Annotated in this window: 22 protein-coding genes; 19 read left to right on the top strand and 3 right to left on the bottom strand. The window is 33.6% G+C overall.

Features of this window, described 5'->3' with window-relative positions:
- Position 1: 1 nt before the first annotated feature.
- Positions 2-1,423, bottom strand: coding sequence for a basic amino acid/polyamine antiporter (locus QOS06_RS08590; protein ID WP_139561380.1), 1,422 nt, complete (start codon positions 1,421-1,423; stop codon positions 2-4).
- Positions 1,424-1,752: 329 nt separating this feature from the next.
- On the opposite strand from QOS06_RS08590, the gene yjeM reads away from it, so the two are divergent.
- Both yjeM and QOS06_RS08580 read left to right on the top strand, forming a co-directional pair.
- Entirely contained in the window at positions 1,753-3,258 is a 1,506-nt protein-coding gene (gene yjeM, locus QOS06_RS08585) for a glutamate/gamma-aminobutyrate family transporter YjeM (protein ID WP_078009370.1), read from the top strand.
- Between the two features lie 280 nt (positions 3,259-3,538).
- Positions 3,539-4,435: a YihY/virulence factor BrkB family protein gene (locus QOS06_RS08580; protein ID WP_139561379.1), complete on the top strand. Its 897-nt coding sequence runs from the start codon at positions 3,539-3,541 to the stop codon at positions 4,433-4,435.
- A 51-nt stretch (positions 4,436-4,486) separates the two neighbouring features.
- Here the strand turns inward: QOS06_RS08580 and QOS06_RS08575 are convergent, their stop codons facing one another.
- Both QOS06_RS08575 and QOS06_RS08570 read right to left on the bottom strand, forming a co-directional pair.
- Positions 4,487-4,714: a DUF2922 domain-containing protein gene (locus QOS06_RS08575; RefSeq protein WP_003670642.1), complete on the bottom strand. Its 228-nt coding sequence runs from the start codon at positions 4,712-4,714 to the stop codon at positions 4,487-4,489.
- Positions 4,715-4,735: 21 nt separating this feature from the next.
- On the bottom strand, positions 4,736-4,951 hold the full coding sequence (locus tag QOS06_RS08570) for a DUF1659 domain-containing protein (RefSeq protein WP_003670641.1): 216 nt from the start codon (positions 4,949-4,951) through the stop codon (positions 4,736-4,738).
- A gap of 101 nt (positions 4,952-5,052) precedes the next feature.
- Between QOS06_RS08570 and recX the strand changes: the two genes are divergently transcribed.
- The 17 genes from recX to QOS06_RS08485 all read left to right on the top strand — a co-directional run.
- Positions 5,053-5,847, top strand: coding sequence for a recombination regulator RecX (gene recX, locus QOS06_RS08565; RefSeq protein WP_191338672.1), 795 nt, complete (start codon positions 5,053-5,055; stop codon positions 5,845-5,847).
- 74 nt (positions 5,848-5,921) lie between these two features.
- Positions 5,922-6,689 (top strand): DUF4422 domain-containing protein, encoded by a 768-nt coding sequence (locus QOS06_RS08560; protein WP_191338673.1) that lies wholly within the window; start codon positions 5,922-5,924, stop codon positions 6,687-6,689.
- Between the two features lie 17 nt (positions 6,690-6,706).
- Entirely contained in the window at positions 6,707-7,636 is a 930-nt protein-coding gene (locus tag QOS06_RS08555) for a glycosyltransferase family 2 protein (RefSeq protein ID WP_191338674.1), read from the top strand.
- Positions 7,637-7,647: 11 nt separating this feature from the next.
- Positions 7,648-8,295, top strand: a complete 648-nt coding sequence (locus QOS06_RS08550) for a sugar transferase (protein WP_283595831.1) — start codon at positions 7,648-7,650, stop codon at positions 8,293-8,295.
- 35 nt (positions 8,296-8,330) lie between these two features.
- Positions 8,331-9,545, top strand: a complete 1,215-nt coding sequence (locus QOS06_RS08545) for a polymerase (protein ID WP_087215043.1) — start codon at positions 8,331-8,333, stop codon at positions 9,543-9,545.
- Complete coding sequence (locus tag QOS06_RS08540) at positions 9,511-10,518, top strand: glycosyltransferase (RefSeq protein ID WP_087215045.1); 1,008 nt, start codon at positions 9,511-9,513, stop codon at positions 10,516-10,518. Before QOS06_RS08545 ends, QOS06_RS08540 begins: the two co-directional genes overlap by 35 nt.
- Complete coding sequence (locus QOS06_RS08535; RefSeq protein WP_087215048.1) at positions 10,518-11,153, top strand: Wzz/FepE/Etk N-terminal domain-containing protein; 636 nt, start codon at positions 10,518-10,520, stop codon at positions 11,151-11,153. Before QOS06_RS08540 ends, QOS06_RS08535 begins: the two co-directional genes overlap by 1 nt.
- 24 nt (positions 11,154-11,177) lie before the next feature.
- Positions 11,178-11,987: a DUF4422 domain-containing protein gene (locus QOS06_RS08530; RefSeq protein WP_191338676.1), complete on the top strand. Its 810-nt coding sequence runs from the start codon at positions 11,178-11,180 to the stop codon at positions 11,985-11,987.
- A gap of 20 nt (positions 11,988-12,007) precedes the next feature.
- A complete protein-coding gene (locus QOS06_RS08525; RefSeq protein WP_087215051.1) occupies positions 12,008-12,895 on the top strand; it encodes a beta-1,6-N-acetylglucosaminyltransferase in 888 nt (295 codons plus the stop codon).
- A gap of 63 nt (positions 12,896-12,958) precedes the next feature.
- Positions 12,959-13,927 (top strand): glycosyltransferase family 2 protein, encoded by a 969-nt coding sequence (locus QOS06_RS08520; RefSeq protein WP_087215053.1) that lies wholly within the window; start codon positions 12,959-12,961, stop codon positions 13,925-13,927.
- Positions 13,928-13,972: 45 nt separating this feature from the next.
- The gene (locus tag QOS06_RS08515; RefSeq protein WP_191338677.1) at positions 13,973-15,043 is read left to right on the top strand and encodes an acyltransferase; all 1,071 of its coding nucleotides are present in this window, start codon (positions 13,973-13,975) and stop codon (positions 15,041-15,043) included.
- Between the two features lie 23 nt (positions 15,044-15,066).
- Complete coding sequence (locus tag QOS06_RS08510; RefSeq protein ID WP_087215058.1) at positions 15,067-16,590, top strand: hypothetical protein; 1,524 nt, start codon at positions 15,067-15,069, stop codon at positions 16,588-16,590.
- Between the two features lie 69 nt (positions 16,591-16,659).
- Positions 16,660-17,778: a UDP-galactopyranose mutase gene (glf, locus tag QOS06_RS08505; protein WP_152703017.1), complete on the top strand. Its 1,119-nt coding sequence runs from the start codon at positions 16,660-16,662 to the stop codon at positions 17,776-17,778.
- Between the two features lie 132 nt (positions 17,779-17,910).
- The gene (locus tag QOS06_RS08500) at positions 17,911-19,329 is read left to right on the top strand and encodes a flippase (RefSeq protein WP_087215063.1); all 1,419 of its coding nucleotides are present in this window, start codon (positions 17,911-17,913) and stop codon (positions 19,327-19,329) included.
- Positions 19,330-19,338: 9 nt separating this feature from the next.
- The gene (locus QOS06_RS08495; protein ID WP_191338679.1) at positions 19,339-20,406 is read left to right on the top strand and encodes a glycosyltransferase; all 1,068 of its coding nucleotides are present in this window, start codon (positions 19,339-19,341) and stop codon (positions 20,404-20,406) included.
- On the top strand, positions 20,403-21,473 hold the full coding sequence (locus tag QOS06_RS08490) for an acyltransferase family protein (RefSeq protein ID WP_283595826.1): 1,071 nt from the start codon (positions 20,403-20,405) through the stop codon (positions 21,471-21,473). Before QOS06_RS08495 ends, QOS06_RS08490 begins: the two co-directional genes overlap by 4 nt.
- Positions 21,474-21,537: 64 nt before the next feature.
- Positions 21,538-21,791: KxYKxGKxW signal peptide domain-containing protein (locus QOS06_RS08485; protein ID WP_283595824.1), on the top strand; the 254-nt coding region annotated here is incomplete at its 3' end.

The following is a 21,791-nucleotide window of genomic DNA, read 5'->3' as shown; positions in this document are numbered from 1 at the left end:
TTTAATTAATTGAAATTGTTCCGTTGATTACTAATACTAAAGAAATAACCGCAAAGACAGCGATAATCCCCATTGCCCATTTTTCCTTTACTGTGATTGAGTGATGGAATTCCTTGCATGCTTGGACGTAAAAGAAGAATCCAGGAATAAAACCGACTGAAACGACCATTATTTCTTTCCAGCCAGAGAGAACCATTGCCATCAGTTCAAAGAGGGTGGCGATTAGTCCAATAACAAATTGTCCCCATTCTTGGTGTTGCCAACTGTACATCATCTGGTAAATGCCAACAAGGAGGTAACAGATCAAAATCGCAGCCGTACAAAGCGTATATGCAAAGTTGTAAGCATAGGTAGTGAAAAGTAAAGAGAAGAGGAAGATTGATTGAAGAACCCCGGTGATTATTAATGCCCGTGTTGGCGCTTTTTTGTCATTTAGCTTACCCCATGATGTTGGAAGGGTTTCATCATCAGCCATTAGCATTAATGATTCAGCTGGTAGCATTGTCCACGAGAGCCACGAAACTAATACTGAGATGATCAATCCAATACTGATCAGAGCGGCACCCCATGTTCCAACCAGATGTTGCATGATAGCACCAAGCGCCGGTTGACCACCAGCTGTTAACTGGGCGCGGGTCATTACCCCGTATGGCAGAATAGAAACCACAATGTAGATAACGAGTAGGCTTACAAGACCGAAGATGGAAGCCCGTTCAGCATCAGTCCGTGTTTTGGCACGACTAGAAAGAACCGAGGCACCTTCAACGCCGACAAATAGCCACATCATTACCATAATTGAGGCCTTTACTTGGTCATAGATTGAACCAGTTTCGATTTTTGAACTGAGATTCTGTGTTACATTGCCCCAGAAATCAGCAGTAAAAATCTTAGCTTTAAAACCAAGAATCACACAGATAACAAAGACGACTAATGGAATAATCTTGCAGATTGTCCCAATTGAATTGATGAAAGCCGCTGATTCGATCCCTCGATTTACCAAGAATGTCAAAACCCAGGTTAAAATAATTGCAACAATAATTGAGAATAAGTTTTGACCATTGGCAAATAGGCTGGGGAAAAACGTTCCAAGGGCGCTCATCATAATCGTCGCAAAAGCAATATTGCCGAGCCACGCTGAAAGCCAGTATGCCCAACCAGAAATAAATTCGCCCAGCGGACCAAAAGCAGCTGCCGCATAGCTGAAAATCCCTGAATCAAGGCCTGGCCGCTTTTGCGAAAGATTAGTTAGGGAGAGAACTAAAGTCAAGACGCCAATCCCTACTATTATCCAGGCAATGATTGCTGGTCCGGGAGCTGCCGCGGTAGCTAAATCACTGGTAATTCCAAATACTCCCGAACCAATTGTTGATCCCACGATTAAAAGGGTTAGTTCCGTCGTATTAATACCTTTTTTCTCACTCATTTACTCCACCTCACGATCTTATATATTAGAGTGAAAATCACATAAATTTTCTTAACTCAATTATAGCAGCGTCGGAAAACGCTATCCATAGCATTAAGATTAAATGTGAAAGCGATTATTAAGTAATGAAAATAGTATACATCGCTTATAACAAAATATACAAATAAACGAATAAAGATTGCTAAGTTGGCGTAAAAATACAAAAATGGTATAAAAGTAATGTGAAATCCTGTAAAAGACTTTTATTTTTTAAAAAGACGACTATACTAATAATTATTAAATAATTTCTTATTTTTATTTAAGAATTCTAAAGCTTTGGAGGCATTATTTTGGACGAACAGAGTAGTAATAAAAAGATGATTACTACCTTTGGACTAGTGACGATGATCATTACCGCCATTTTTGGTTTTGGGAATGTTTCAAACGCTTACTTACAAATGGGTTACGGTAGTATTATTTGGTACGCATTAGCAGGGATTTGTTTCTTCTTTCCCTGTGGCTTGATGATGGCAGAATACGGTTCCACATTTAAGGATGCTAAAGGGGGCATTTATTCCTGGCTTGCCGGCTCAGTTGGTGAACGAATCGCCTTTGTTGGTACTTTCGTATGGTTAGCATCTTGGATTGTATGGATGGTATCAACGGCATCACGGATTTGGATTACTTTTTCTGCCTTGCTTTTTGGTAAGGATACTACCCAACAATGGCACGCATTTGGTCTGACCTCGACTCAATTGATTGGGGTCCTTGGGATTTTGTTGATTCTTGGGACAACTTGGTGCAGTTCACGGGGAATGACCGCCATTGCTAAAGTTGGTTCACTTGGTGGTATTTTTACAATTGTTGTTAACATTATCTTTGTTATTGTCAGCGTTATTGTTTTAGTCGCCGATAAGGGAATCTTAAAGCAACCAATTCATGGTGCTTCAACTTTCATTACTTCCCCTAATCCACAATTCCAGACACCAATTGCCATTATTTCATTTGTTGTTTATGCTATTTTTGCTTACGGTGGAATGGAATCATTAGGGTCTGTTACTGATAGTATGAAAAATCCGGAAAAGACATTCCCTCGTGGATTGATCATCGCAAGTATCTTTACAATTGGTACTTATGTCTTAATGATTTTCATGCTCGGTTGGTCAGTAAATTATCAACAAACTTTGACTAAGAGCAGCGTTAACCTTGGTAACGTTACCTATGTTGTCTTTAATCAATTAGGGGTTACCATGGGGGATACGCTTGGATGGTCGCACGGTGCTGCCCTTACTTTTGGACTTATCATGACGCGGATCGTTGCCTTTGCACAGACCCTTGGCTTTTTGGGCGCGTTGTTTATTCTGCTTTACTCCCCAATCAAGGCCTTCATTCTTGGTTCTAATCCAGAATTATGGCCAAAGAAACTTACGAAAATTAACAAGGCGGGGATGCCTGCAAATGCAATGTGGCTTCAAGCAATTATTGTTTCAATTATTGTTTTCTTGGTTGCCTTTGGTGGAAATGCTGCTCAACAGTTCTATTTGATTTTGACTGATATGGCGAACGTTTCAACTTGTTTCCCATATATTTTCTTGATCGGGGCGTTCCCATTCTTTAAGGCGAAGAAGGACCTTGACCGGCCATTCGTTGTCTTTAAGAACCGTTTCTGGACAGATGTATTAGTATGTTTCGTTGAATTGATTTTAATTATCGGAATCGTCTTTACGTTTGTTCAACCACTATTACAAAAAGATTATCAAACAGCTTTCTGGACACTTGCTGGACCAATCTTCTTTGCAATCGTTGCGTTGGTCTTCTATCAAATCTCCGCAAAGCGTCACCATGTTGAAGGGTAATTGATAAAAAAGGAAGTGGGAAATAACCTTCTCGACAAGGCGGTGGGCTAAGCTAGAACGATGATTAGCACGGCACGGGTTGATTATCGTTCGTACTTAGACTCGAGCCTTGTGGCGACGCGAAGCTAGTTCCACGTTATCTTACTATTATTCATAATAAGTAATTGAGGCTGAGAGAAAACAAAAGTTTTCTCCCAGCCGCTTTTTTATCCATTCTGTAATATTTGTCGGGTGTTCAGTTTGTTATAATTAAACCTATAAAATATTTTCGGAGGTTATTATGGACAAGGAACCGGGCAAAGGTAAAATTTTTATTGCATTATTAATCCAACATATTACAATGGCCCAGATTTCAAGTTCTGCTGCTGTCTTAGCTTACTATACCTTATTATCTATTTTTCCCGCCGTGATGGTAGTAGGAAATTTATTACCGATGATTGGAATTGACGCTAAGACGATTTTAGCCTACCTCTCAACTGCAATTCCTGAATCGGTCTATGATTTTATCCAGCCGTTGATTTATGATTTCTTACGACGGGGGAGTGGTGGTGTTCTGACAACTGGGGCCTTGATTGCTCTTTGGTCGACCAGTCAGGGGATTGCCGCTTTTCAACGCAGCGTTAATCATGCGTATGGGATTGCGGAAAATCAGAATCCGGTGATGAACCGAATCGTCTCGTTTATTTGGATGATTGTATTATTGGTAATTATTTTTATTATTATTATTTTGTACGGTTTTGGTGAACAAGTCCTAAAGAGTATTCAGCCGATTTTTAATTTTCGGCGTGACTACATTTCATTGTTTAGCTCATTAAGGTGGCCAGTAACATTCGGTGTCTTGTTTATTGCTCTTACTCTTTTGTATTACTTTGTTCCTAATGCGAAGGTTCGGTTGCGCTATGCACTTGCTGGGTCATTCTTGGCTTCTTTGTTATGGATGGGATTATCACGTTTATTCTCATTTTATACGATTCTCTTTAGTCATAGTGTTATCTCTTATAAGACAATTGGGGCTTTTATTGCAATGATGGTATGGCTTGACTTTTCGGGTTATATTATCATGCTGGGGGCGGCTCTCAATGCTGCTTTGCAAGAATGTCATGAGGGTGAGTTGCACGCCAAGAAACACTTTTGGCAACTGGTAGAAAGAAAGAGTACAAACAAAAATGGAGGCTAGGAATTTTTCCTAGCCTCCAAATATTGAAGATCTTTAGAACTCGATATTTAATTACTTTTGCTCGTCGTTAAAGATAACGGTAGAAACAGTATCAATGTATTTTGCAGAAAGAGGTTGCTGATAAATATCTTCGCCTTCCTTAGTAAAGAGGTGGGTTTGTGCAATTTCTTGCATTGCCTTCCGAACGGTTTCGGCATCGAGATCACCACTGGCATAGTTCAACTTTAATGAATGTTTTTTACCAAGACTACCCTTGAAAGTTAAGCTTAATGTACGCATAAGTTAGTTTCCTCCTTGAAGTTAGTTGTTCAATGCGACTTGACTAGTAACGATAATGTCTGTATCAAGGCATTTTTCAGCAGTAAGCATTTCAATTGCTGCACTAAATTGTGCTACCTGCTCATTAGTGACATCCTCAATAATGTTGTTAAAGGGATGTTTAACGCCCTTGGGATGTTCACTGTTGGTGAGGGTAAGCTGAATTTTAGCGGATTTGAAATTACGAACCATTTGCATGATAAAAACTTCCTTTGTTTAATTTGATTTGTTAAGTAGCGGCCACTGCTTACACCTTTATAAACGATTAAAAATTGAGAATGTTAAGGAGAAATTTAAAAATGACAAAAATTTCGAAAATTGAGGCGCAAAAACGGAAGGGTCGATATAATATATACCTTGATGGTAAGTATGCTTTTTCAGTTGCAGAAAGTGTTTTGATTCAGTTCCGTTTAATGAAGGGAACCGAGCTAGATGAAAAACAAATTGCGGCCATTGCGACTGCTGACCAGCAAGCAAAGGCTTATTCACGAATGCTTGACTACCTTTCTTATCAGATGCGGACGGAAAGCGACATCGTTAGGAAGCTAAAAGAAATTGATACGCCAGAAGAGTTTGTTGAGCCAATCTTGAAAAAACTGCGCGGTCAACAGTTAATCGATGATCATGCCTATGCGGCTGCTTATGTCCGCACGATGATTAATACGGACTTGAAGGGGCCTGGGGTAATTCGTCAACACTTACGACAAAAAGGGATTGGCGAAAACGATATTGATGATGCTTTAAAGCAATTTACTCCCGAAGTTCAAGCAGAATTGGCAAAGAAGTTAGCTGGAAAGTTATTTCGCCGTTATCGGAACCAGCCAGAGCGGCGACGAGAACAAAAAGTACAACAGGGGCTTATGACAAAAGGCTTCTCTAGTAGTGTGTATGAAATGATTAAGGATGAAGTTGTTCCACAACCTGATCTGGAGCAAGAGAACGACCTTTTAGCAAAAGAAGCAGCAAAGCAATGGCGTCGTGTTCGTCGTTATCAAGGATACGAGCGTGAGCAGCATTTTAAGCAGACAATGTATCGCAAAGGATTTGATCTGGATGACGTCCAAAGCTGGCTAGATGCGCAGGATTTCCAATAATAACTTTCCAAGATTGGGAATTACTGGTATTATTTTAATGATTATGTTTAAAAACAATAATTAGGAGTAAAATAGTGAATATTAAAATCTTAGTGGCTGTCCATAAAAATTATCGGATGCCAGATGATCCAATGTATTTACCAGTTTTTGTTGGTAAAGAGATTCACCCGACTGTTAATCATACATTTCAGGGTGATAACACCGGAGATAATATTTCAAAAAAGAATTCGCACTACAATGAGTTAACAGCTCTGTACTGGGGATGGAAAAATCTTGATGTGGATGCGTTAGGATTAGTCCACTACCGTCGCTACTTAACGATGGGGCACTCAAAGGATCTTTCAACTATCCTTAATCATGAACAAGTTGAAGAGTTGTTGACAGATGCCGATGTAATCTTGCCAAAGAAGCGGCATTACTACATTGAAACAAATGAATCACATTACCTTCATGTTCATGAGCACGAGCCGCTTGAAATTACTCGGCAGGTGTTAAAGGAGAAATATCCCCAGTACTTACCTGCTTTTGAAAAAGTAATGAAACAGACATCGGCTCATTATTTCAACATGATGATTATGAAGAAGCAGCCGTTGGATGAATATTGTACCTGGCTGTTTGATGTTTTAGGCGAAGTTGAGAAAAAAGTTGATTATTCTGACTATACACCATATGAGCAACGGGTCTTTGGCTTTTTAAGTGAGCTTTTACTAGATACTTGGTTGTTGACTAATCCGCAATACAAGACAGTGGAAGTTAACCGGGTATTTCTTGAAAAGCAAAACTGGCCATTAAAGATTGCGAAGTTCTTAAAACGTAAAGTTACCGGTCATGGTGAGCATTAACGATTGGAGAGACAAGAATGCCAAAATTGTCAATAGTTGTTCCTTGTTATAATGAGGAAGAAACTATTCCACTTTTTTATCCGGCCGTTGAAAAGGTAGTTAAACAGATGCCAGTAGAGACTGAGTATTGGTTCATTAATGATGGATCAAGTGACGGAACTTTAACAGAACTGCGTAAGCTCCATACACAAGATCCAGAACGAGTTCATTATGTTTCTTTTTCACGGAATTTTGGTAAAGAAGCAGGGCTTTACGCGGGATTACAGGCCGCAACGGGTGATTATGTCGTTGTGATGGACGCTGATTTACAGGATCCACCAGAATATTTACCAGAGATGTATAAGGCTATTTCCACTGGTGAATATGATTGTGTGGGGATGCGACGGACGGATCGGAAAGGTGAAGCAAAGTTTAAGTCTTTTCTTTCTAACCAGTTTTACAATGTTATCAATAAGATTTCTGATACTAAGATTGTATCAGGTGCCCGGGACTACCGGATGATGACCCGCCAGATGGTAGATGCGGTCTTATCGTTGACTGAATATAACCGCTTCTCAAAGGGTATTTTTAACTGGGTTGGGTTTAAGACTAAGTACCTTCCCTATAAGAATGTCGAACGGGTAGCGGGAACAACTGATTGGTCGACCTGGAAGTTATTTAAGTATGCGATTGATGGGATCACTGATTTTTCTGAAGCACCATTAGCAATTGCTACCTGGGCTGGTGGATTGACAGCATTCATCTCCATTATCGGAATGATTATTGTTATAATAAGAAAGATTATTGAGCCTGCTAGTAGTGCTTTTGGCTGGGCCTCAATGGTTTGTATTATTTTATTCCTTGGTGGTATCCAGTTACTTTGCCTAGGAATAGTAGGTCGTTATATTGGACGCATTTACATGCAGACAAAGAAACGACCGATATATATTATTAAAGAGAAAAAGTAGGGTTGAGAATCATGAGTGCGAAGGTAAAAATTAAACAACAATCTAAGAGCTACCTTTTCTGGAAGAGGTTCTTTGATATTGTTTTATCGTCAGGAGCATTAGTTTGCTTTAGCCCAGTGTTTTTAGCTGTTTTTATAATGAATCGTTTTGGTGATAATAAAGGACCACTGTTTTATAAACAAGAGCGAATTGGCTGGCATGGGAAGCCCTTTAAGATTTATAAATTCCGTTCAATGATTGTAAACGCGGATAAAATTTTGGAAAACGATCCGGAACTTTATGCTCAATATGTGGCAAATAACTATAAGTTGGAACCAGAAGAGGATCCCCGAATTACTCATTTGGGAGAATGGTTGCGTAAGACATCAATTGATGAAATTCCGCAGTTTATCAATATCCTGCGTGGTGAGATGAGTATTATTGGACCGCGACCAGTTGTTAAGGCAGAGTTGGCCGAGTATGGTGACCGAGTTGATAAATTCTTATCAGTGAAACCAGGTGCAATGGGGCTTTGGCAATCAAGTGGTCGGAGCAATATTCCATATCCAGAACGCTGTGATGTTGAATTAGAATATGTTGATGAAGCTTCACTCAGATTTGATATGAAGATAATGTTTAAGAATATTATCAGTATATTTAAGAGTGAGGGTGCGTATTAGGGAAACGTTAGAAAGGTAGAGTACATATAAAGACTATGAGTACATTAAAAAATTTTTTTAATAGAGAAATAAATGGGACAGGTCTTTATCTTATAGCGTTTAGCTTTTGTTTAGTAATTTCATTTATATTTACTACTACATTTACAGATTATTTTCATACTCGTCCTTTACAACTTTTATCATATCTTGGAATAGGATTAGTTTTGGTAAAAATCTATCTGTTAGATAATTATAATTATAAACAGTTGAGTGGAATTTCTATTTTGCTATTTTTTTCATTTATTTCTTGGAGGCATTCACAGTCAAATACGCAATCTAATCTCATATTGTATATGATGGTATTTATATTAGGCGCAAAAGATGTTGAATTTAAAAAAATAGTAGAAGTATTCTACAAAATTAGTTTAATTATGATGCTTGGAGTCATTTTATATTCATTATTGGGAATTATTACTAATTTAGCTTATTTTACTCCCGGAAGACCAATTCGTTACGCATTAGGTATGCTCTATCCCACTGATATGGCTTCTCATATTTTGTTTTTAATTCTTGCTAAATGCTATTTAGTATTTCCAAATATAAAATGGTATCATTATTCGATTTTTCTTTTGCTAGCGCTATTTATGAAAGTAGTAGCTGATGCGCGATTAAGTGCATATACGACAGTATTACTTGTTATTATTATGTTTATAGCGGAACGCGCACAAAAAGGAAATAAATTGTGCAAAATTTTAGCATCTTTTTACTGGACAGCGACACCACTACTTGCTTTTATTGCTACAGTAACTGCTTTAAATTTTGATATGAATAACCATATTATGCGAAAAGTAAATGATTTATTGTCTGGAAGACTATTATTGAGTTACCAAGCTTTTCAAAGGTATGGTATTAGCTTGTTTGGAGAACCAGTTATCGAACATGGGTCGGGCGGTATAAAGGGTATGAAGATGTTTTTTAATCAGTCTAGGTATTTCTACATCGACTCATCGTTTATACGTTTGTTTATTATTTATGGAATTCTTATGTTTCTGATATTTTTAGCTTTTATGATGATAATAGCTATTCGGAGTACTTATCATCATAGCTACATTCTCCCAGCAATAATGTTTGTAGTAGCAATAAGTTGTTTACTTGAACAACATTTATTGGATTTATCATTTAACCCCTTTTTATTGTCGTTATTAGCAACAAATACCTATAAATGGAGAGAAAAAAATGAAAAAAGCGATCGTAACAGTATTTTACAATAAAAATAATAATGCTGGTCCTAAAGCACAAATGGACGTAATTAAATTTCTAAAACCCTTAAATTATACGGATGTAACCTTACCTTTTGATGTTCGTTCAAGATTAGGCAAATTTAAATATGCATTATATGATTTACCTAAATTTTTTAGGAATAGTAATTATGATATAGTAATCTTTCAATACCCTATATTTTCTGAGTTTTTGGTTAATCAAATTACCAAGAACGTTCGTAAATATACTAATGCAAAGCTTTACTTTATTACTCATGACATAGATTCACTGAGAGCAAGTGAAAAGGATGAAGAGTTTCAAAAACGAGAAATTGAACAATTGAATCAAACAGATGGGTTAATCGTTCATAATCAAGTAATGAAAAAATGGTTAGAAAAGCAAGGAATTACTGTCCCTATGATTGAATTAGGGATTTTTGACTATGATAATCATGAGATTATAAAAAATAACATTAATTATAAAAAAAGAATATGTTTTGCCGGTAATCTTGAAAAAGCACCATTTTTGGAGAAATTAACTTTAAAATCTGCTCATATGGAAATATATGGATCGAATCCTGCAAAAAGTTATAAATCAGGAGTAATTTATAAAGGTCAATTTTCTCCTAACGATTTATTAAAACACCTAGATCAAGATTTTGGTTTAGTATGGGATGGTAATAGTATTGAAACATGTGATGGCAGATATGGAAACTATCTCAGATATAATAACCCACATAAAGCCTCTTTATATCTTAGTATGGGGATTCCGGTTATTATTTGGAAAGAAGCAGCACTTGCAAAATTTATTTCAAAAAATAACTTAGGAATAACAATTGATTCGTTAAATAATTTAGATAAAGTTTTAGATCAAATCACTGAAAATGAATATAAAACTATGAAATCAAATGTACTTAGAATATCAGAAAAATTACGAAATGGAAGCAATATTCTAAATGCCGTGGAAAAGATGGAAAGGATGTAATGAAGAAAGTGGATACTTCAAAGAAAAAATATAGTTTAAATGATATTTTATTAATTTTATGGAAAAATATAATAATAATTCTTGTTTTAGCAATAGCTTTTAGTGCCTTTTTTGGAATAGTTGCGAAGAAAAGACAACATGTTACTTATACAGCTACACGAAATATAATGATCACTCATTCATTAAATACACGACGATCAAATTCAGAAATTAATAGCGATCTAACCATGATACCTACCTATGCTGAATTAATACAAGATCGTCCTGTTATTAATGAAACATATTCACTACTAACAAAGAATCAGAAAAAAACGGTGACACGTGATGATCTTGTTGAGGCTGTAAAAACTGATACTAAACCGCAATCTTTGATTATTAGTATAAAGGCAACTACTGATAATAAAGATAAGTCAATTTTAATTGCTAATACTGCTGCAACTGCAGCAAAAAACGTTATTCCAAAAGTTCAACCAGGCTCTGGTAATATATATCTTTATCCTAAAGCAACATCTAAAAATGTTAGTGTTGAAAATCACTCTAAGGTAAAAAAATATGTAATTTTAGGGGCTGCATTAGGAGCATTATTAGGAATGGTAATTGCTTTTATAATTACTAATTTGAAGCATTTAGTATAAGTTAAGTACGGTAGAGGAGAAAATATGACTGTATATGTAATTACTCATAAACCTTTTGACTATGCTCAAAAATTATCTAAGGGATATGTTCCTATGATGGTGGGAGCTAACTTCAATGATAATCCGCGTAATTATCTCACAGATAACACAATGGATAATATTTCTGATAAAAACCCACAATATTGTGAATTAACTGGACTTTATTGGATTTGGAAAAATTCTCATGCTAATAAGGTAGGGCTTGCCCACTATCGTCGATTCTTTTATTCAAGAAGTATTGGTGGACGTTTTGCAATGTATGCTTATTTAATTTTAATGGGTAGCAAAGTTCAACCAGCACCTATAGAGCAATTAGATGAATTAACTGAAACCTATGACTGGATTGTTGCTCACCCTGAAGATGAGGGTGGAAAAAATTTATGGTTGCAATTTAAAAAAGATAATCACGAGATTGATATGCAACACACTCGTGATGTAATAGTAGAAAAATATCCTGATTATGTTAATGCTTTTGATAAAGTGATGAATAGCTCTAGTTGGATGTCTCCATATAACATGTTTTATGCAAAAAAAGAGAAAATGGATGCATACTGTGAGTGGTTGTTTGATATTTTATTTGAAGTTGAGAAAAGAACAGATATAACTGGCTATACTGAGTATCAAAAACGTTTATATGGCTTTTTAAGTGAACGTTTACTCAATGTGTGGTTAGAAAAACATAAAGAATATAAAATTAAATATCTGACTGTTTTTAAAACAGATGATTTAAGTAGGAGAGCGGTTATTAGAAGAATAACAAATCGTTTAGGTATTACTAAGGGTATTAATCATTAGTAAAAAAGAGGTGGCATATAATGCAGGCTGTTTTAATATTAGCTCATAAAAATATAGACCAAGTAATAGAGCTTGCGAATCGTCTCTCTACGAATTTTGAAATTTATATTCATCTCGATAAAAAAGCAGATATTACAAAGAATCAATTGCAAAAGTTAAAAAAAGTTTCTAAAGAATATATTTCCAAATATGATGTTAAATGGGGAAGCTATAGTATAGTAAGAGCAACAATTGATTTAATGAAGTTAGCTTTAAATAATAAGCAGAATACATACTTTCATTTAATATCAGGACAGGATTGGCCTCTAGTTAGTCCTCAAGATATTTATAGTTATTTTGAAAATACTAATCTAATTTTTATGAATTACTGGCTGGCTACTTCAATGAGGAAAACTGGAGAACCAGAAATTTGGTGGACAAAATATTATTTTAATTACGATCAAATTAATCGTCGAACTACCTTTGGTAAAGTATATCATCGATTATTGTTACTTATTCAAACTATGTTAAGAGTAAATAAATTAAAAAAATATGGAATTGAAGAAAGTAGTATATATGCAGGTCAAGAATGGGTGGATATTCCTAGGGATGCTCTTGAATATGCTATTGAGTATTATGAACATCACCCAAGTTTAGAAAAGATTTTTTCGACAAGCTTTTGTTCAGATGAAATGTGGTTGCAAACAGTTCTTTGTAACTCAGAATTTAAATCAAGGATAGAAAAAAATACCCATCATTATATTGAAATGATTGAGAAGCATGGTAGTCGACCGGCAATTTTAGATGAGGAAGATTACTATAAAATTACATCAGGAGATTACTTATGGGGAAGAAAAGTAGAACGCCCAATATCGGATAAATTAATTCAAATGTTAGACAAGACTAATCAAGATGGGCCTACTCAATAGTAATTTAAACTAGAACATTATTATAAATTTCTCGTCTTTTGAAATTAGTAATAGGAGAAAATTATGAGTGATACGTTAACAATAGTTGTACCCTGTTATAACGAACAAGAAGTTTTGCCAGAAACCGTAAAAGAGTTGGGAAATATTTTACAATACTTAATAGATAATAGTATGGTTTCAGACCAAAGTAAAATACTGTTTGTTAATGATGGGAGTAAAGATAAAACTTGGAATTTGATTTCAGAATATACAAGTAAATACAGTTATGTAGCTGGTGTAAAATTTAGTCGGAATTATGGACATCAAAATGCATTGCTGGCTGGTATGAGCTTGGCTGTCAAGTATTCAGATATGATTATAACTATAGATGCAGATTTGCAAGACGATGTAAATGCTATTCCGGAAATGGTAAAAAAATATCATGAAGGCTATGATGTTATTTATGGTGTTAGAAATAGTAGAGAAACTGATACATTTTTTAAGCGTCGTACTGCTTTAGCGTTTTATAGCTTAATGAAGAATCTTGGAGTAAACCTTATTCCTGATTCGGCGGATTACAGGTTATTAAGTAAGCGAGCTACTAAAGCTCTATTATCATTTAAAGAACGTAATCTTTTTTTGCGTGGAATGGTTCCTTTAGTGGGATATAAGTCGGCAAAAGTATATTATGCACGTAAAGAAAGATTTGCAGGAAAATCAAAATACCCACTAAGTAAAATGCTTCATTTTGCTCTCGATGGAATTACGTCTTTTTCCATTGCACCGATTCATTTGATACTTTATCTTGGTATACTTACAGTGATTATTAGTATAATTTGTATGATTTATACATTAGTAGAAAAAATCACTGGGCATATTGTTACTGGTTGGGCTTCGTTGATGCTTTCTATATGGTTCTTAGGGGGGGTACAACTTATCTCTATTAGTATTATTGGAGAATATATTGGCAAAATTTTTTCTGAGGTTAAGCATAGACCTAGGTTTAATATTGACGTTGAAACTTATACAAATAAGATGGATAAAAGCGATTGATATTAATCCATCTTTATAGTTTTATATTTAATATGGGGGAAAAAAGTGCAAAAGACTAAATACTTTATGTACCTAAATGCAATAATATCTTCATTTGCAGTTGTAGTTGCTCATACAATAACAAATCCAGTACAATTAGGAGTAAGTACAACTAAAATCTCTTTTTATCTATTATTATGTATCGTTTTAGGAATTATATTTTCATACGGTGTACCTCTTTTTTTTATGCAATCTGGAGCAAATGTACTTAATTACCGTGATCGATATACCACACATGTCTTTTTTAAAAAAAGGATTCATAAAGTAATAATTCCATTTATTCTTTGGAGTATTTTAGGTTTCTTTTTTATATACGGTAAAGAAGGTTTCCCTTTAACTATAAAAAATTTTTGTGTTGCTTTTTTAACGGGTAACATTGTTGGACCTTACTGGTTTTTTTACAATATTATTGGATTTTACATATGTGTTCCTTTTATTTCACTTATTATAAAATATGGTAGTACTGATATTATTAAATATACTATATTTATCTTGATAATAGTAAATACTGGAATACCGGTTATAAATATTTTGTTTAATACTCAAAGTTCTTTTGGAACGAGTGTACCATTTATTGGACCTTATGCTCAATATTTTATAGCTGGATGGTATTTAAACAATGTAAATATAGCTAAGAAAAATAGATTGCGAATATATTCGCTCGCAATAGTAATGTTGTTATTTGAAATTGTAGCAACAATTTATTTTTCTTTTTTTGTAAAACATATTCCGATGTTAAACTATCCAGATGGAATTGTAAAAACATTTTACGATATAGCTATGTTTCCGTCATTTTGCGTGATGTGTGCTTTATTTTTATTTCTTAAACAATTAGAGCCTAAGTTAAGCTCTGAAGTAATGCGAAAAAACTTAAAAAAAGTTGCTGGGTTAACCTTTGGAATATATTTAATTCATCCTTTCATTATTGTATGGCTATTAAATCCGTTTAATCAAATATTTCTCCAATTACCTTTAATAGTTAAAATGCTTATTGATCCGTTATTTGTATATTGCTTAAGTAGTCTAATTGCAATGATAGTGAGAAAAATTGGACTTCTGCATTGGATAGTACCGTAAATTAATAATTATGGAGGATAAAAATGAAAAAACGGATATTTTTAATCAATTTTGTTATTTTTATATTCATATATGTGTATCTAACCCAAATATCACCGATTGTACCTTTTGACGGAGATGACTGGCGTTATATTGGGGCATTGCGTATTCCACTACCTATGTGGGGAGTATGGAATCCAACACGTGTTCTTCCTGAGACATTGATGTCTGTAGGTGGATATATTGCAGCTTTTATTGTATATCCTATTAGCAAGAATTATGTTAATTCTTTATCAATTACAGAAGCTTTTATAATTGCGCTTTTTATTATTATATTCTTATATAGTTACTACAACTTGCTAACGAAACGTTTTCATTTTAGCGAAAAACTATCAATTGCAAGTGAAATAATGTTTTTTATATCTTTTTTTCTGTTATTTAAACATTTGAATCAACCAAGTTATACAGGATTCTGGACAGTGGACTTATCTTGTGCTTTTTTCTATCTAATTCCAGGATTATTAAATGCTTCTGTAGTAATGTTTTTGGAAAGTAGAGACACTTATCTTAATGATTTACAAAATAGTTTTGAAAAAGGATTAGTTATCCTCGTTTTGTATTTTACTTTATTTTCAAACACACAATTGACAATTATATTGGCAACTTACTGTTTCTTTAAAATATGTCAAAAACTGATAGACAATAAATGGAAAATAAATTTTTCATTTATTAAGTTTATTTCTTGGTATGGATGTATTTTGTTAATTTGGTTAGGGACGATTATTTTCGACTTAAATGGTGAAAGGTCAAAAAATGTACAGGATACGAATAGCTTATCTTTAGCTAATAGTCTTAATCAAGTTTTACATCAATTAAAAATTTTCTTAGAAAATCAGAATGATAAAATTTTGATTATTTGTTTATCAACTATTGTGGTTGCCTATTTTTTCTATTTTAAGAAACATTTAAAAATAAATGATTTTAACAAAAGCAGTTTGATAAGTCTATTAAACATTATATTACTGTGCTTGGTTAGTTCGATTTTGTATTTAATAGTTGTCTATATTAAGGCTGGAAGTCAATATGTCGCACGACCTGATGCAATGTGGCCAGTAATATTTTTTACGTTATTTGCATTTAACATTAGTTTTATTTTTTTGGCTAATTATATAAAATTAATAAAGATAATGATACCTTTGTTATTAACGCTTTCTGCTTTAATAGCATTTAATTTTAATTATCATCAAATATACACAACTAATGTTCCATATTCAGCAGAAACTGCTAAAAGTGTGGATAATTATATTATTAATCAGGTGAGAAAAGCTGACTTAGAAGGGAAAGCGGTTGTAAAAGTAAAAGTACCGTTAGATCAGGATAATGCATCTCCTAATGTTTCAACTTCAAATTGGCCGCACTCATATGATATGGCTACTTGGATGCAAAATACTCTTTATTCTCACAGAATCATTCGTTCAAGGATAAAGATAATTTTTGAACCAGATAAAAAAGTGAATAAAAAATTTTATGAGAATAAAAATCAACAGCCATTCTTTCCACTTGAGTAAGATCATACAATTTATGATATATTAAATAATAATGTAATTAAAAATAAGATAAGAATACGAGGAAAAGCTATGAAAAAATATGATTATCTAGTAGTAGGTGCAGGCCTTTTTGGTGCCACTTTTGCCTATGAAGCAACTAAACGTGGCAAGCGTGTAAAAGTAATTGAAAAGCGTGACCACATTGCTGGTAACATCTATACTAAAGAAGTTGATGGGATTCAAGTTCACCAATATGGTGCACACATTTTCCATACATCAAACAAAGAAGTATGGAATTATGTTAACCAATTTGCAGAATTTAATCGTTATACCAATAGCCCAGTTGCTAACTACAAGGGTGAAATGTACAACTTACCATTTAACATGAATACATTCAATCAAATGTGGGGTGTGCGGACACCAGCGGAAGCAATGGCTAAAATTAGCGAACAACGACAAGAGATGGCAGGTAAGGAACCGCAGAACTTGGAAGAACAAGCTATTTCTTTAATTGGTCGTGATATTTATGAGAAATTAATCAAAGGTTATACGGAAAAGCAATGGGGACAAAAGGCAACTGAATTACCAGCCTTCATCATTCGTCGTCTACCAGTGCGGTTAGTATATGATAACAACTACTTTAACGATCTTTATCAAGGTATTCCTATCGGTGGCTATACTCAAATCGTTGAAAAGATGCTCGATAGTGACTTAGTTGATGTTGAAACCGGTGTAGACTTCTTTGATAAGAAAGAAGAATACCTCAAAGATTATCCCAAGATTGTCTTCACTGGAATGATCGATCAATTCTTTGATTACCAACTAGGTGAATTACAATACCGCAGTTTACGGTTTGAAACTGAAGAGAAAAATGTTGATAATTACCAAGGTAACGCGGTAATTAACTATACTGATGCGGAAACACCATTTACGCGGATAATTGAACATAAACACTTTGAATTCGGTAAGGGTGATAAAGATAAGACCATTATCACTCGGGAATATCCTGCTGATTGGCATCGTGGCGATGAACCATACTACCCAGTTAATAATCAACGGAACAACGAACTTTATAAGCAATATGCAAAGTTAGCGAGTGAGCAGGCTAATAACGTGATCTTTGGTGGTCGTTTAGGACAATACCGTTATTACAACATGGATCAAGTATTGCATGCAGCATTAACTGCTGTTAATGAAGAATTTAAATAAATTTTAAAAAGGCGAATCAAAAAACATGATTCGTCTTTTAATATTGCGCAAAGTTAATTCAGGCGATCTTTTGTTTATTGTAAGACAGTGGTAAAATTAACATTTAGTTTGAAAATTAAATGAGGTTGTTATATGAAGGTCATTAAAAACTATTTATATAATGCAGGATATCAAATACTATTAATGCTAGCACCTGTACTTACAACTCCATATATTTCTCGAGTCTTAGGCGCTCATAACAATGGAATAAATACTTATACTAATGGTTGGGTTACATTCTTCTATTTGTTAGGCCAATTAGGTGTGATGCTTTACGGTAATCGTCAAATTGCATATGAACGTGATAATAAATATCAAAGATCTAAGATTTTTTTTGGAATAGTTTCGCTTCAAATAATGACAAGTTTTACGGCTTTAGTAGCTTATTTAATAGCTGTATTTCTTTTTAGTTCTGCTTTTAAAGAATATTTTCTTTTACAAGCATTATGGATTGTCGCATATGGAATTGATATCTCTTGGTATTTTATGGGAATGGAGGATTTTAAAAAAACTGTTACCCGAAATACTATTGTAAAATTAATTACTATTGCTTTAATTTTTATTTTGGTTAGAAATTATAACGATTTATCTAAGTATATTTTTTTGTTAGGACTTGCTCAGCTAGCGGGAAGTATTACTTTATGGCCATACTTAAAGAAATCAATCCAATGGGTAAAAATTAGAGAATGGCATCCATTTAAACATTTTTATCCAACGTTATTATTATTTATTCCAACAATTACAACACAAATTTATCTTGTTGTTAATCGAATTATGTTAGGAAGAATGGCTCCGCAAGCTGCGGTTTCCCAATTCAATTTTGGTGATAATATTGTTAAACTTGTTTTGGCAATTGTAACAGCTACAGGAACTGTTATGCTTCCTCACATTGCAAATAAATTTGCATCTGGAGATATAAAGGGGGTTCGAAATAGTTTATATAAATCTTTTGATTTTGTAACAGCTATTTCGGTCCCAATGATGTTTGGATTGATGGCAATTGCTTATAAATTTGCACCGTGGTTTTTGGGAAATGAATATGGTCCAACTGGTGGTGTCATATTTTGGGAAGCGCCCGCTATCTTAATGATTGCTTGGAGTAATGTAACTGGGACCCAATATCTTATGCCAATTCATAGGGAACATCAATACACTATATCCGTTACAGTTGGTGCTGTAATAAATATCATTGCAAATCTATTCTTAATTTCATTATATGGGGCTAATGGTGCTGCCATAGCAACAGTAATTTCTGAGTTTTCTGTGACTACAGTTCAATTATTCTATATAAGAGGGACTATTCGTAGACGTCAGCTATTTTCTTCAACGTGGCGTTACTTGCTAAGCGGGTTCTTTATGTATATTGTTGTTTCAAGAATCAATGGCATTATGAATATGACAGTTGTAAATTTAATTGTTCAAGTAAGCTTAGGAGTTATAGTATATACAGTTTGTCTGTTTTTGACTAAAGCTCCGATTATTGAGCAAGCGAAAATGTTATTAAAAAAATAGGAGTTTTCTATGAAGTTAAAGTTTGTATGTGCACCTGCTTCAGGAAATGGTGGGACGGAAACTGTTTTGGTAGAAGCGCTAAACCATTTATGCAAAAAATATCAAGTTGAATTATATTTAACTACCATTCCACAGAATCGAATTTGGTTAAAAAAAATGAATAGCCGTATTAAAATTCATGAAATAAAAAGTGGAAATAAATTTACTAAATTAGAGTATTTATTACAAATATTTTTATTTAGTAAATCAACAGACCATTTTATTATACTTGGAGCAAATACTATAAAATTAGCATCAAAAATAAGAAAATTAACAAGAAAAAAATATTTAATTACATCTTGGATACATTATTCATTGATTAACCAAGATATGTTTAATCCGCAAAATATTAAATTAGCGGATAATCATTTAGCAATTAGCACACCAATAAAAAACCAATTAAAAAATTTAGGTATTGCTGATAAGAAGATTAGTTTAATATTTAATCCGGTAAATCAGTATAATGGAAAACTAAATCATTCAACTAATTCAAAAAAGTTGAGAATTGTTTATGTTGGGAAAATAACTTTAGATGATCAAAAAAATTTACGTGAATTATTTAATGGGATAAAAAAATATCCTAAAGATATCCGTTTAGATTTATTTGGGGCAGATAATACAAATGGGGAAGTTCAAAAGTACGTCAAAAAATTAGGTGTTGCTGATAAATGTGTTTTTCATGGATGGACCAAAGATCCTTGGAAAATTATCTTAAATGAAATAAAACCTAATGCGTTAGTCTTAACTTCTAAATATGAAGGATTACCAATGGTAATGATAGAAGCAATGTCACGAGGGATTCCTTGCATTGTAGCAGATTTTAGTGGATACGAAGATATTATTACCTCTAATAATTCTAATGGTATGGTATATCATCAAGGAAATGTTATGGATTTTGTAAATAAGCTTAATTTATTATCAAATAAAAAATATATACCGGAGGAAGTAAAAAATAGTATTTCCAAATTTTATAGTGATAATTATAACGAACGACTTGACAATGCACTAGAGAAGTACTTATCGGAGAGAAAATGTTGAGAAAAAGAATTATTTGGATAGACTTAGTTAGAGCTTTTGGAATGTTAATGATTATCTGTGGGCATTCATTAGCTAACCCTAATGGAAATGTAGGAAATATGGTATATGCAATTAATGTTCCAATATTTTTTATATTATCAGGATACTTATATCGACCGCAAAAAATAAAAGTACAATGTAAAAAACTATTTTATAATCTATTAGTTCCGTATATAGGAACTAGTTTAATCATTTTAATTATTTCAGTATTTTTAAATTATACGGGTCCTTTTGAATATATTAAGAGCTATGGCTCATTTACGTCAGTCTTGAGTGCAGGAATATGGGGAATGGGTTCGCCTACACGTCTAATAGGGACACATTATATCATGCCAGCGATAGGAGCTATTTGGTTTTTATTTGCACTATTCTGGGATTCACTTATTTTTAATATTTTGATGAAGAGCTTGATAAAAGTAAAAGGATCTTTTTGGTTGGTGGGAATTATTTCTATTGTTAGTATGGCTTTTGGGTTTATTTCAATAATACCGGGATATATTCCGTGGTCTATGAATGCTGCTTTTATTGGTCTTTTCTTCATTTGGATGGGCCAATTATTTAAAAGGATAAGCATACTTTCTCAAAATAGATTAATAAAAATGATATTTATGCTATTTGGATGTTGCTTATGGATTATTTCGGAATTAACTAATACACATTTTGGTTTAAATATAGCTACATCTAATCATCCGCTTATTTCAATTTTAAGTGCATGTGGTGCGTCATTAGCAATAATAATCATTTTCAATAGTATAGAAAAAATATTTAATGGACGAATATTATATTATCTATCTTTATATGGGAAGTACTCATTAGCAGTGCTAAGTATGCATATTATTGATGTTGATTTATTTACTTTTAGTGCACAAATTGTCGCCAAAATACCGCTTCGTGAGGCAACGGCAATCATAATTATTATTCATATTATTATTAGTATAGTAGGGATAGTCCTATTTCGATCTATCCCTTTTATAAGAAGTATATTTTTCAACAGAGAATGGCCTTTTAAATTTCAAATTAATAGATGACTTTACGATTATAAAAGATAGTGTATTATAGAAAAGTAAGAATTAAAGGAGGATAAATCTAGTAATGAAAAAACATTATAAGATGTTTAAAAAAGGTAAGAACTGGTGCTGCATGGCAATTGCTACATTGTCAGTAGCAGTCGGTGCTCTATCAATCTCACAACATAATGTTAATGCAGATACTACTGGATCAGATACGAGTAGTATTTCGACAAATATTGAAAGCACGCAAGACCTAAGCGAAAATACTGTGTCATTAACTACATCAGCGCGGGACCAAAATTCACGAAATAATACTGCTGATGCACCAAAGACAAC

The sequence above is a fragment of the Limosilactobacillus sp. DJ3M12 genome (assembly GCF_947381695.1).
GTDB classification, from domain to species: domain Bacteria; phylum Bacillota; class Bacilli; order Lactobacillales; family Lactobacillaceae; genus Limosilactobacillus; species Limosilactobacillus kinnaridis.
The sequence above is the reverse complement of the archived record's forward strand: the minus strand, read 5'-3'. Positions and strand labels throughout refer to the sequence as shown.

Bases quoted from the DNA above. Each gene is read 5' to 3' on its own strand.
- QOS06_RS08510 (WP_087215058.1), top strand. From the start codon at position 15,067: ATGAAAAAACGGATATTTTTAATCAATTTTGTTATTTTTATATTCATA.
- QOS06_RS08580 (WP_139561379.1), top strand. From the start codon at position 3,539: ATGGACAAGGAACCGGGCAAAGGTAAAATTTTTATTGCATTATTAATC.
- QOS06_RS08520 (WP_087215053.1), top strand. From the start codon at position 12,959: ATGAGTGATACGTTAACAATAGTTGTACCCTGTTATAACGAACAAGAA.
- QOS06_RS08575 (WP_003670642.1), bottom strand. From the start codon at position 4,714: ATGCGTACATTAAGCTTAACTTTCAAGGGTAGTCTTGGTAAAAAACAT.
- QOS06_RS08500 (WP_087215063.1), top strand. From the start codon at position 17,911: ATGAAGGTCATTAAAAACTATTTATATAATGCAGGATATCAAATACTA.
- recX (WP_191338672.1), top strand. From the start codon at position 5,053: ATGACAAAAATTTCGAAAATTGAGGCGCAAAAACGGAAGGGTCGATAT.
- QOS06_RS08540 (WP_087215045.1), top strand. From the start codon at position 9,511: ATGAAAAAAGCGATCGTAACAGTATTTTACAATAAAAATAATAATGCT.
- QOS06_RS08525 (WP_087215051.1), top strand. From the start codon at position 12,008: ATGCAGGCTGTTTTAATATTAGCTCATAAAAATATAGACCAAGTAATA.
- QOS06_RS08550 (WP_283595831.1), top strand. From the start codon at position 7,648: ATGAGTGCGAAGGTAAAAATTAAACAACAATCTAAGAGCTACCTTTTC.
- QOS06_RS08495 (WP_191338679.1), top strand. From the start codon at position 19,339: ATGAAGTTAAAGTTTGTATGTGCACCTGCTTCAGGAAATGGTGGGACG.
- QOS06_RS08590 (WP_139561380.1), bottom strand. From the start codon at position 1,423: ATGAGTGAGAAAAAAGGTATTAATACGACGGAACTAACCCTTTTAATC.
- QOS06_RS08545 (WP_087215043.1), top strand. From the start codon at position 8,331: ATGAGTACATTAAAAAATTTTTTTAATAGAGAAATAAATGGGACAGGT.
- QOS06_RS08570 (WP_003670641.1), bottom strand. From the start codon at position 4,951: ATGCAAATGGTTCGTAATTTCAAATCCGCTAAAATTCAGCTTACCCTC.
- QOS06_RS08555 (WP_191338674.1), top strand. From the start codon at position 6,707: ATGCCAAAATTGTCAATAGTTGTTCCTTGTTATAATGAGGAAGAAACT.
- glf (WP_152703017.1), top strand. From the start codon at position 16,660: ATGAAAAAATATGATTATCTAGTAGTAGGTGCAGGCCTTTTTGGTGCC.
- QOS06_RS08530 (WP_191338676.1), top strand. From the start codon at position 11,178: ATGACTGTATATGTAATTACTCATAAACCTTTTGACTATGCTCAAAAA.
- QOS06_RS08535 (WP_087215048.1), top strand. From the start codon at position 10,518: ATGAAGAAAGTGGATACTTCAAAGAAAAAATATAGTTTAAATGATATT.